Genomic DNA, 10,096 nt, shown 5'->3' with positions numbered 1-10,096 from the left:
GATCCCAAGAAGTCAATCGCTAGCAGAAAGGCACGACTCATGTCTGCTCTGCTCACCGGCACTCCGCTCGCCGGCCGCGTGGCCGTGGTCACCGGCGCCTCCAGCGGCATCGGCGCCGCCACCGCGCAGCGCCTGGCCCAGTTGGGCGCCAAGGTCGCCGTCATGGCCCGGCGCAAAGACAAGCTCGACACACTCGTCGACAGCATCCAAACCGCTGGGGGGGTCGCCATGGCGCTGCCCGTCGATGTCACCGACCGCGAAGCCGTCCACGCCGCCGCCGACCAGGTCGCCGAGCAGCTCGGGCGAGCGGATCTGGTCTTCAACAACGCCGGTGTCCAGCTCATCTCCGCCATCGATGAGCTGCGACTCGACGATTGGCAGCGCCAGATCGACCTGAACATCACCGGCGTGATGAACGTCATCGGCGCCTTCCTGCCACAGCTGAGCGCCGCCGCCGAGGCGGGAAAGCCGGCCGACCTGATCACTACCTCCTCCATCGCCGCCACCCGGATCCTGGAGAAGTTCTCGATCTACTCCGGCACCAAGGCCTACATCAGCCACCTCACCAGGCTGCTGCGGGTGGAGCTCGGCCCGAAGAACATCCGCGTGGCCACCATCGAGCCCGGCATGGTCGACACCGAACTGCCCGACCACGTCACCGACCCCGACGCCAGCAAGCTCATGGCCGACCTGATCGGCCAGATCGACGTCCTGCAGTCCAGTGACATCGCCGAGACCGTGGCCTTCATGGCCCCCCACTCGGGCCCGCGCGACCAGCCCCAAAGTAGCTCTCTGTAATCACCGCTACGTTCTGTCAGCGGACTTTGGCGCTGAAGCGGCCGTTAGCGCTCGCCTGGCCTCGCGGTGTGTCATGGGGTCCCGGCAGTCCGGGCCGAAAAACAACGGATATCGCTGACCTGCGGTGATGCGGGGTCAGTGTCGGGCGTTCTGATCACCACCGTTACGGTTCGTACTGTTTTTGGTTCTGTCGATGACAAGTGACAGCGTTTGACGGTCTGCTGCGACAGCGATCGTTTCCGCTGCAAGGTGATGTCGCTGAGAAGTAACAGCGCCCGAGGGCTTGCGGTGGGAGCATTGATGTGCTTCGCGGGATGAGGTGGCGCTGGTGCAGCCCAAGTCCAAGGTCGAGCTGTACGCGGCGATCCGCCGCGATTCTCGAGCGGGGCTGTCCATCCGGGCCATCCAGAGTAAGCACAACGTGGGCTTCCGCACGGTGGAGAAGGCGCTGGCCTCGGTCTGGCCCGAGCCGCGCAAGCCGCTCCCGCCCCGGCCGTCCCGGCTGGATCCGTTCAAGCCGCTGATCGATCAGATGCTGCGGGTGGATCTGGACGCGCCGGCCAAGCAGCGGCACACCGCCAAGCGCATCTTCGACCGGCTGGTGGAGGAACACGGCGCGGTGGAGGTGTCGTACGGGATGGTCCGCGACTACGTCGGCAAGCGCCGCCCGCAGATCCGGTTAGAGGCGGGCCGGGCGCCGGCGGAGGTCTTCATCGAGCAGAGCCACCAGCCCGGGGCCGAGGCCGAGGTGGACTTCGGGGACGTTTGGATCCACTTGGCGGGCGAGCTGACCAGGTGTTATCTGTTCTCGTTCCGGCTGTCGTGGTCGGGCAAGGCCGTGCACCGGATGTTCTTGACGTGCTCGCAGGAGGCCTTCTTCGAGGGGCACGTGCATGCGATGTCCGTACTGGGCGGCGTGCCCACGGGCAAGGTGCGCTACGACAACCTCAAGCCTGCGGTGGCCCGGGTGCTGGGCTTCTCCCGGGCCCGGGTGGAGTCGGAGCGGTGGGTGGCCTTCCGCAGCTGGGCCGGGAATCGACGCGTTCTACTGCCGGCCGGGTCTGGTCGGCGCGCACGAGAAGGGCGGAGTGGAGGGCCAGATCGGCTGGTTCCGTCGCAACCACCTGGTGCCCACCCGATGTCGCCTCGATCAGCGAGCTCAACACGCTGATCGACCAGTGGGACGTGAAAGACGAGCAGCGCCGGATCCGGATGCGCACCCAGACCATCGGCGAGCGCTTCGCCCACGAGCGGACCCTGCTGGCGCCGCTGCCGGTCGAGCCGTTCGAGATCGGCCGGCTGCTGACCCCGCGGGTGAACATGCACGGACAGATCAGCGTGCGCACCAATCGCTACTCGGTGCCGATCGGTCTGGCCGGGCACCAGGTGCGGGTCATGCTGTTCGCCTCCCACCTGGTCGTCTACCACAAGGGCGTCGAGGTGGCCCGGCACGAGCGGCTGATCGCCAAGGGCGGGGCCCGGCTGGAGCTGGACCACTACCTGGAGGCCCTGGCACACAAGCCCGGCGCGCTGCCCGGTGCCACCGCGCTGGAACAGGCCCGGGCCGCGGGCGCCTTCACCGCCACGCATGAGGCCTGGTGGGCCGCGGCCCGTCGCAAGCACGGGGACGCGGACGGGACCCGGGCGTTGATTGAGGTGCTGCTGCTGCACCGGCGCATGGAGCATCGGCACGTGGTGGCGGGGATGGAGGCCGCGTTGAAGGTGGGCGCGCTGACCGCTGATGCCGTCGCGCTGGAGGCCCGCAAGATCGCTCACGCCGACGACACTCCGGAGCCGGGTCCACCGCCGCCCCGGCCGGAACGGCTGGCCTGGCTGGATGAGCCCGCAGTGGTGTCGCTGACCACCCGGCGGCTGGCCCAGTTGCCGCCTGATACTCGGCCGCTGCCGTCGGTGGCCGTCTATGACCAGTTGCTGCGCCGCCGCACTGGCGGCCGGCCCGCATCCGAGGGAGAGCTGCCATGACCACCTTTCACCGCCGCGCCCTGACCGAAGAGGCGGCCGAAGCCTCGATCTACCAGGCCTGCCAACGGTTGCGGCTGCCGACCATCCGCAGCCAGTTCGTCGAGCTGGCCGCCGCCGCCCCGCGCGACCAGATGAGCTATCTCGGCTTCCTGGCCGAGCTGCTGATGGCCGAATGTGATTACCGGGCGCGCAAAGCATCGGAGCGGCGGATCAAGGCGGCGAGCTTTCCGAGGCAGAAATCACTGCGCGAGTTCGATTTCGAGGCCAACCCCAACGTCGACCCGGCCGTCATCCACTCTCTGGCGACCTGCGACTGGGTGCGCAAGCACCTGCCGCTGTGTCTGATCGGCGACTCCGGAACCGGCAAGTCGCACCTGCTCATCGCTTTGGGCACCGAGGCCGCGCTGGCCGAGTTCAAGGTCAAGTACACCCTGGCCGCCAAGTTGGTCAACGAGCTGGTCGAGGCCGCCGATGAGAAGGTGCTGACCAAGACCATCGCCCGCTACGGCCGCGTCGATCTGCTTTGTATTGATGAGCTCGGATACATGGAGCTTGATCGCCACGGAGCCGAACTGCTGTTCCAGGTTCTCACCGAAAGGGAGGAGACCAACAGCGTCGCAATCGCCTCAAACGAGTCGTTTTCGGGATGGACCAAGACATTTACCGAGCCTCGGCTCTGCGCGGCCATCGTCGACCGGCTCACCTACGGCGGCAACATCATCGAGACCGGCACCGAATCCTACCGGCTCGCCCAGACCCGCGCCCAGGCCACCGCCGCCACCGTCGCGGGCAAGGCCGCTGGCTGACCTTTCCCTGGCTCATCCTCGACAACGCCTGGCCCGCCGCTGGGAGGAGCGGGTCAAGATGCAGCGCCCGCAGCGAAGCGAGGACGAACGATCTTGACGCGGGACGAGCCGCGGCGATCGTCGCAGCGTCGAGGAAGAGCCCCAACGGCCCGCCAGGAGCCCCCATCATGACCACGCTCGAACGCACCCTCGCCAAAGCCCTCACGGAGATCGTCATTAGGCTTGATCTCAGCGCCGACGACGCCATCGCGCCCGAGGTCGCGATGGAGGTGCTCCAGCCAGTGATCGCCCTCCTGCGGGACCTCCCCGAACCGAACCGGGAAGCCCTCGCCGAACTGATCAACCAGTTCGCGCAGGAGGAAACCGACCCAGAGCGGTATTTGACGGCCTGGGAAACGCCCGAAACCCTAGGTCTCCTGGCCTGAGGGGCATCACTGCTCAAAGCGTCCAGCCAAAGTGCCCTGATGAAAGTAGACGCGCCAGCCAGTCTCCGTCAGGCGCCACAGAGAACTCCGCCATGCCCAGCGCCCCTGATTGTCAGAAGGCGTTTTCCATCCCGTATTGATCTTGCTTTGCCGACCTCGAAGACGCCGTCAGCCACCCCCACCGATCAATGAGGCATCCTGAGCTAGGCGAACTCAACCACGTTTACCTGGCAAAACGAGTCTTAGCGACATCCCCAGCTCAGGACTATCTCTCAGTCATCGGAAACGCTCTCGGCCAGTACCCGGCGCAGTGCCGTGGCGATGGTGTCGAGTTGTTCGGCGGGCAGACGGCCCAGTCCGGGATCTGGTGTGGTGAGCGCCCCGATCAAGCGTTCGCGGGCAGTTGCGCCCGCCGAAGTGACGGCGAGCACCTTCACCCGCCGATCCTGCGGCGATGCTCGCCGCTCCAGGTAGCCGCGATGCTCAAGATGATCGACCAGCTCGGTCAGCGACGCTCGGTCGATGCACAGCGCCGACCCGAGGACGCCCATCGCGGCCGGGATATGAGGATCCACCGCGACCAGCGCCCGCGCCTGAACCGCGGTCAAGCCGAGTTCTGCGGCCGTCGTCATCCACCGGCCGGTGCGCAGCGCCGACACCTCGGCGATCAGCAGCCACGCTTCCTCGGCCGGATCGGCCGGCGTATGCGTCAGCGGCAGGCCGGGCAGCAGGCGGATCTCGGTCATGGACAGAATGATAGCCTCACCGTATAGTTCGGCTCACCGTACATATCGGTTTCCCAAAGGAGTATGGAATGGCCTATCAGGTAGTGGCGATCTTCAAGCTGGCCCCGGCCAACGTCGCCGAGGAGGTGCGGCGCGGCGAGGCCACCGGCGCGATGCTGCGCCACCAGAGCGGCTTCATCTCGTTCGACGTGATGGCCCCAGACCAGGAGACAGTCGTCGTGACCCAGCACTGGACCTCGCAGCAAGCCTTCCTTGACGGCATGAGCGGGATGCGAGAAGCGGCCGGGCAACTGCCGCCACCGATTGTCAACACACGCGAGACCTACAGCGGCGAAGTCACGGTCAGCGTGCGCTGACTCCCGCCGGAAACCATCCGGCGTCTCGGTCGCCTCCCACCGTGAACCAACCTGTCTCGGGTGTGTCCCGGGCGACGCCACCAGACGATCTTTTCCGCTCTTCCCACTTCCAGGCCACAGGCGCCCGAGCCGTCTCTGCTCGAGCATCGAAGACACGTTTTCGAAAGAACATACCTTCCACTACATGGAGCAGCTGTGAGCAACCAGACCACCCACCAGAAGATTGCGCTGGTCACCGGAGCGAACAAGGGGATCGGCCGTGCGGCCGCTGAGCAACTCGCGGCGATGGGCATGATGGTCCTGATCGGGGCCCGCGACCCGCAGCGTGGTGAGGAGGCCGCTGCAGCGCTGCGCGCGGCCGGCACCGACGCGCACGCGATTACCCTGGACGTCACCGACCAGGTCAGTGTCAGGGCGGCCGCCAAGCAGATCGAGGCGAGCTTCGGCTACCTCGACATCCTGATCAACAACGCCGGCATCACCGGCTCCGGGCAGGTCTCGCCTGCGGACGCTACCGATCAGATCCCCAGCACCGTCGACCTAGACATGGTCCGAGCGGTTTTCGAGACCAACGTCTTCGGGGTGATCACTGTGACCAACGCCATGCTGCCGCTGCTGCGGCGGTCACCGGCGCCGCGCATCGTCAACGTCAGTAGCCATGCCGCGTCGCTGACCCTCACCAGCGACCCGGACGGGCCCTTCACCGCCCTGCTGCCCTCGGCCGCCTACAACCCCTCCAAGTCAGCGCTCAGCGCGCTGACGGTGCAGTACGCCAACGAGCTGCGCAAGGACGGTGTGCTGGTCAACGCCGTCGCGCCCGGCTACGTCGACACCGACAGCAACAACCACACCGGGCACCTGACCCCCGCGCAGGGCGCCGCGGTCCTGGTGCGCCTGGCCACGGTCGGCGCGGACGGGCCAACCGCTGGGTTCTTCAGCGAGGACGGCCCACTGCCCTGGTGAGAATCCCGAGATCGCGTCGGGCGGACAGTGTAGACGTCCGTTGAGTCGGCCCTCGGCGACGGTGTCCTTGATTGCAGACGCCATCAACCGTTGCCGAGGACCCATACGCCCGGCGCGCTGCCCCCGCACGTCCCTATCGGCAATCACATGGACACGCTAAGTGAGTAATCGAGTATCCGGGTGCTGCTACTTCTCACCGACATTTCGGGCCCGATCAGCCCCCGAGTGCTGTCCAAACTGACCGACAAACACTTCTGCTACTCACCGGCAAAATCAGGTTTTCCTGGTACGTCGTGGAGGTGGTCCGTATCGACGCGGTTGTTCTCCGAGGATCAGCTGGAGCAGCTGGAGCAGCTGCGGTCGTTCCCCGACATCGGCCGGGATGATCTGATCCGGTTCTTCACGCTGACACCGGCTGATGTCGCGTTCGTCGACCCGGGCCATGGGTGGGGCGCAACGGACCGCTTGGGGCTTGCTGTTCAGCTGTGTACGTTGCCGTGGCTTGGGTTCGTCCCCGGATGAGGTGAGCTCGGCGCCGCCGGTGGCGGTGGCCCGGCTGGCCGAGCGGCTGGGTGTGGATGCGGCGGTGTTGGAGGAGTACGGCAGGCGGGAGCAGACAAGGTCTGCGCGACATGATCCGCCGCGGAGACCCGATCACCTTCCGCGCCCTGGCCCAGGCCGCAGGCGTTTCCCTCGATTTCCTCTATCGCAACGCCGAACTCCGCCGCCGCGTCGAACAGCTACGCGACCAGCAACGAGCCACTCCACAACCGACCCCTGCGTCGCCCGATCCCGACCAGCCCAGCAGCGTCATCCGCATCCTGACCACTCAACTCAGCGACCTCAAACGACGCCACCGCGAGGAGATGACCACCCTGAAACAGGCGCTGGAGACAGCTCATGGAGAGATCCTCGAACTCCGGCGCCGCCTCGGCCACCGCGCCAACGCCTCACCGCAGGACAGCTGACCGGTGCCGCTCACCTCTTCTCCTACGGACACGACCGCAAGCGTTCCACCTGGGCGAACATAGACTTTCAAGATCGTTACCCCGGATACCAGGTGGACGACCGAGTACTACCAGCTCGCCGTCAAAAACCTGCGCGCCGGCGGCCGGGATGTGCCTGATGAGCTGCTGGCCCACATCTCCCCGGCCCATAGCGAGAACGTCAACTTCTTCGGCGTCATCACCGTCGACGTCGAAGCCGAGCTCGCCAAACTCGACGGAGGCGGCTGGCGCCCCTTGCGCCCGGCCGCTGTTGAGCCGAGCCTGCGCCTATGACGGGTTCTTGGGGGCTGGGTAAGGTTCCGGGTCTGGCCGAACGCCGAGCCGCCATGTGCGTGGGCTTGGAGGAGCGAGGCGGGGGAGAGGAGTGGGCCCGCATTCAACTGCCGAGGGCGCGCTTTTGTGGGTGGATCGCCTCGCCGCGGGCGAGCATGTCAACGAACTGGGTGATACGGCGGGCTCGGGTCTCGGCGCGTTTGGCGTTCGCGATCCGATAGAGAATGGCGTAGCGGTTTTGGGAGGTGAGGATGTCGAACATCGCTTGTGCCTGGGGTTTCGCGGCCAATGCGGCGGCCAGGTCGGCTGGTACCTCGATGCCGGCTTGTCCCGCGTAGGCCGCCTCCCAGCGGCCGTCGGCCTTGGCGCGTTCGACCTCGGTCATTCCGGCCGGATGCATCCGGCCCTCGCTGATCAGACGGGTGACGATGGAAACGTTCCGCGCTGACCAGGGACTTTGCCTCCCGCGAGGGGTGAAGCGCCGGCAGAAGGTGATCTCATCCCGCCGTCGTAGCCGACCATCGATCCAGCCGTGGCACAGGGCTTCGTCGAGCGCCTGGTCATAGGTCAGGCTGGTGGGCCGGGTCGTGTTCTGCTTGGCGAGGACCAGCCACACCCCTGCCGAGCTGTCGTGGTGCCTGCTGAGCCACTCCCGCCAGGCTCGGGCATCGGTAACGGTCAGTTCCAGTAGTTCGTCGCTCATCGTCACGTGCCCCTGATGATCACCAAAGGGATGGTTGTCGGCGGTCACCCGAAGGTGGGAGCCCAGGACGGGGGCCTACCGGAAGTGGCGCTGGATCGATCAGCGGTGGAACTGGCCGATCACGTCCTTCGCCACGTCGCCACCGCGTCCTCTGGACGGATGGCGCCCGCCCGCCTTCACCAGGTCTTGCCGGCCTGCTCCCGGATCGTGTGGTTGATCCGGTTGAAGAAATTGGTGATTGCGATGTTCAGGATGATCGCGGACATCTGGTTCTCGTCGAAGTGGGTGGCAGCACCGTCCCAGATCTCGTCGGTCACGCCCGGCGCGCCGTCCTGGATCCGGGTGGCGGCCTCGGTCAGCGCGAGCGCTGCCCGCTCCTCCTCGGTGAAGAACGGGGTCTCGCGCCAGGTGACCACGTTGTGCAGCCGCTCCTCGGTCTCTCCATGCTTCTTCGCTGACTGGACGCCGGCGAACACACACGGGCTGCAGCCGTTGATCTGGCTGGCCCGCAGATGGACCAGTTCGAGCACGAGCGGGTCGACGCCACCGGCGTGAATCGCCTTGTGGAGATGCTGGATCGCTGTGATCACGTCGGGATTCGCCACGCTCTTCATGCGTGCTTCCATGGGTCCTGCCCCTCGTCGGTTACGTGCGCCCATCCGGGCCCGTCATCTGACGCACCTTGGCGGAGGTCATCGTCGTCGTAATGGACTTTTCGGCCGAGGAATTCTCGGTCATGCCGGCGACGTTACGGTATGACCCGGTCAGAAACGGTCCTGGTTATCGAGCAGACTGTTAGCCGTGCTCAACACCTCGGCACGGCTGCTGCGGCTGCTGTCTTTGCTGTCAACGCGGCGGTCCTGGACGTGCGCTGATCTGGCCGCCCAGCTGGAGATCACCGAACGGACGGTTCGCCGGGACATCGCCCGGCTACGTGAACTCGGCTACGGCATCGAATCGGAGATGGGCCCATGGGGCGGCTACCACCTCGGGCCTGGAACCAGCATTCCGCCACTGATCCTTGACGAGGAGGAGGCCCTCGCGGTCGCTGTCGGGCTGCGCACCGCCGCCTTCAGCGGAGTCTCCGGCAGCGACCAGGCAGCCCTGTCGGCGCTGCTGAAACTACGCCAGGTGCTGCCGGCCAGGATCGCCGACCGGCTCGGCGAGCTGGACGCCGCGTTCACCCACACCACGCGACCCGACGACAGCCAGATCTCCCCCGCGCTGCTGCTCGACCTGGCCACCGCGTGCCGGCGAGGCGAACGCACCCAGTTGACCTACCGCGACCGGGCCGGAACGACGTCCACCCGCCGAGCGGACCCCTACCGGCTCATCTACACCGGCCGCCGCTGGTATCTCCTCGCCTACGACCTGACGCGGCAGGACTGGCGCACCTTCCGTACCGATCGCATCATCGATGCCACAGCCACCGGGCAGGCCACTGCCCTGCCCGACCCGCCAGATCCAGCACAGATGGTCAGCACGGGCATCGCGCTGAGGCCCTACCCGGTGCGGGTGACCATCCGCCTGGCCGTACCGGCCGATGAGGCCCGCAGGCTGGTGCCACCAACGGTCGGCATCCACCACCCGGACGGCGATGACGCAACGATCATCGACATCGGCGGGCCAGACGCCGATGGCCTGGCCCGCTACCTGCTCAGCCTCGGCCGACGACTCCAGATACTGCACCCAGAAGAGGTCCGCCAGGCATTCCTCACCCGCACACAACAACTCCTCAAGGACAATCAGCAACACAAACATCCGCCGATCGCCGACACGGCTACCTGCAGTGACGGATGTTGCCAGCCACCATGAAGTGCGACTGCAATCTTGACTGTCTCAATCGAGGTTCCCCTAACGGACACGTTTTCTACGGGTGGGCCGAAGGCAGATGTGCTCGTCGTCGACCCGGTCGGGAAGGAACGACGCCGGGATGCCCTGTCTGATCATGAAGAGCCGTTGGTGTTCGACGGCCTCGTAGCTCTCTCCCTCTAAGAAGTCGCCGATCATTTCGCCGACTGGCTCAAGAAGGCGCA

At 66.3% G+C, this 10,096-nt stretch carries 13 protein-coding genes and 1 pseudogene; 10 read left to right on the top strand and 4 right to left on the bottom strand.

Annotation, left to right across the window (positions count from 1 at the left end):
- Positions 1 to 39: 39 nt before the first annotated feature.
- The 4 genes and pseudogenes from EJK15_RS64155 to EJK15_RS64140 all read left to right on the top strand — a co-directional run bounded on the left by EJK15_RS64155 (position 40) and on the right by EJK15_RS64140 (position 4,012).
- Complete coding sequence (locus tag EJK15_RS64155; protein WP_138720066.1) at positions 40 to 798, top strand: SDR family oxidoreductase; 759 nt, start codon at positions 40 to 42, stop codon at positions 796 to 798.
- Between the two features lie 328 nt (positions 799 to 1,126).
- A pseudogene (gene istA / locus EJK15_RS64150) lies at positions 1,127 to 2,781 on the top strand (IS21 family transposase).
- Complete coding sequence (gene istB, locus EJK15_RS64145; RefSeq protein ID WP_138720065.1) at positions 2,778 to 3,587, top strand: IS21-like element helper ATPase IstB; 810 nt, start codon at positions 2,778 to 2,780, stop codon at positions 3,585 to 3,587. Before istA ends, istB begins: the two are co-directional and overlap by 4 nt.
- A gap of 167 nt (positions 3,588 to 3,754) precedes the next feature.
- Entirely contained in the window at positions 3,755 to 4,012 is a 258-nt protein-coding gene (locus EJK15_RS64140; RefSeq protein ID WP_138720064.1) for a hypothetical protein, read from the top strand.
- Between the two features lie 272 nt (positions 4,013 to 4,284).
- Here the strand turns inward: EJK15_RS64140 and EJK15_RS64130 are convergent, their stop codons facing one another.
- On the bottom strand, positions 4,285 to 4,758 hold the full coding sequence (locus EJK15_RS64130; protein ID WP_138720063.1) for a MarR family winged helix-turn-helix transcriptional regulator: 474 nt from the start codon (positions 4,756 to 4,758) through the stop codon (positions 4,285 to 4,287).
- 68 nt (positions 4,759 to 4,826) lie between these two features.
- Here EJK15_RS64130 and EJK15_RS64125 point away from each other — a divergent pair, with 68 nt between their 5' ends.
- The 5 genes from EJK15_RS64125 (at position 4,827) to EJK15_RS64105 (ending at position 7,357) form a co-directional block, all read left to right on the top strand.
- Entirely contained in the window at positions 4,827 to 5,114 is a 288-nt protein-coding gene (locus tag EJK15_RS64125; RefSeq protein WP_138720062.1) for an antibiotic biosynthesis monooxygenase, read from the top strand.
- Between the two features lie 195 nt (positions 5,115 to 5,309).
- The gene (locus EJK15_RS64120; protein WP_138720061.1) at positions 5,310 to 6,077 is read left to right on the top strand and encodes an SDR family oxidoreductase; all 768 of its coding nucleotides are present in this window, start codon (positions 5,310 to 5,312) and stop codon (positions 6,075 to 6,077) included.
- Between the two features lie 180 nt (positions 6,078 to 6,257).
- Positions 6,258 to 6,599: a DUF4158 domain-containing protein gene (locus EJK15_RS64115; protein WP_240778017.1), complete on the top strand. Its 342-nt coding sequence runs from the start codon at positions 6,258 to 6,260 to the stop codon at positions 6,597 to 6,599.
- A 56-nt stretch (positions 6,600 to 6,655) separates the two neighbouring features.
- Positions 6,656 to 7,045 carry a DUF6262 family protein gene (locus EJK15_RS64110; RefSeq protein WP_276615592.1) on the top strand — a complete coding sequence of 130 codons (390 nt, stop codon included), beginning with the start codon at positions 6,656 to 6,658 and terminating at the stop codon, positions 7,043 to 7,045.
- A 72-nt stretch (positions 7,046 to 7,117) separates the two neighbouring features.
- On the top strand, positions 7,118 to 7,357 hold the full coding sequence (locus EJK15_RS64105; protein ID WP_138720059.1) for a Tn3 family transposase: 240 nt from the start codon (positions 7,118 to 7,120) through the stop codon (positions 7,355 to 7,357).
- A gap of 103 nt (positions 7,358 to 7,460) precedes the next feature.
- Here the strand turns inward: EJK15_RS64105 and EJK15_RS64100 are convergent, their stop codons facing one another.
- Together EJK15_RS64100 and EJK15_RS64095 are read right to left on the bottom strand one after the other, a co-directional pair.
- The gene (locus EJK15_RS64100; RefSeq protein WP_206062135.1) at positions 7,461 to 8,108 is read right to left on the bottom strand and encodes a YdeI/OmpD-associated family protein; all 648 of its coding nucleotides are present in this window, start codon (positions 8,106 to 8,108) and stop codon (positions 7,461 to 7,463) included.
- Between the two features lie 128 nt (positions 8,109 to 8,236).
- Complete coding sequence (locus tag EJK15_RS64095) at positions 8,237 to 8,686, bottom strand: carboxymuconolactone decarboxylase family protein (protein ID WP_138720058.1); 450 nt, start codon at positions 8,684 to 8,686, stop codon at positions 8,237 to 8,239.
- 175 nt (positions 8,687 to 8,861) lie between these two features.
- On the opposite strand from EJK15_RS64095, the gene EJK15_RS64090 reads away from it, so the two are divergent.
- The gene (locus EJK15_RS64090) at positions 8,862 to 9,875 is read left to right on the top strand and encodes a helix-turn-helix transcriptional regulator (protein ID WP_138720057.1); all 1,014 of its coding nucleotides are present in this window, start codon (positions 8,862 to 8,864) and stop codon (positions 9,873 to 9,875) included.
- A gap of 39 nt (positions 9,876 to 9,914) precedes the next feature.
- Here EJK15_RS64090 and EJK15_RS73845 read toward each other — a convergent pair.
- Positions 9,915 to 10,096, bottom strand: a 182-nt coding sequence (locus EJK15_RS73845; RefSeq protein WP_206061458.1) for a hypothetical protein, incomplete at its 5' end; no start/stop codon positions are given.

The sequence above is a fragment of the Nonomuraea basaltis genome (assembly GCF_005893125.1).
GTDB lineage: Bacteria > Actinomycetota > Actinomycetes > Streptosporangiales > Streptosporangiaceae > Nonomuraea > Nonomuraea basaltis.
Note: the sequence above shows the minus strand (reverse complement) of the source record. Positions and strands in the feature narration are given on the sequence as shown.

Excerpts from the sequence above, each read along its gene's own strand:
- EJK15_RS64095 (WP_138720058.1), bottom strand. The coding sequence starts at position 8,686 with ATGGAAGCACGCATGAAGAGCGTGGCGAATCCCGACGTGATCACAGCG.
- EJK15_RS64110 (WP_276615592.1), top strand. The coding sequence starts at position 6,656 with ATGCGGCGGTGTTGGAGGAGTACGGCAGGCGGGAGCAGACAAGGTCTG.
- istB (WP_138720065.1), top strand. The coding sequence starts at position 2,778 with ATGACCACCTTTCACCGCCGCGCCCTGACCGAAGAGGCGGCCGAAGCC.
- EJK15_RS64130 (WP_138720063.1), bottom strand. The coding sequence starts at position 4,758 with ATGACCGAGATCCGCCTGCTGCCCGGCCTGCCGCTGACGCATACGCCG.
- EJK15_RS64155 (WP_138720066.1), top strand. The coding sequence starts at position 40 with ATGTCTGCTCTGCTCACCGGCACTCCGCTCGCCGGCCGCGTGGCCGTG.
- EJK15_RS64125 (WP_138720062.1), top strand. The coding sequence starts at position 4,827 with ATGGCCTATCAGGTAGTGGCGATCTTCAAGCTGGCCCCGGCCAACGTC.
- EJK15_RS64140 (WP_138720064.1), top strand. The coding sequence starts at position 3,755 with ATGACCACGCTCGAACGCACCCTCGCCAAAGCCCTCACGGAGATCGTC.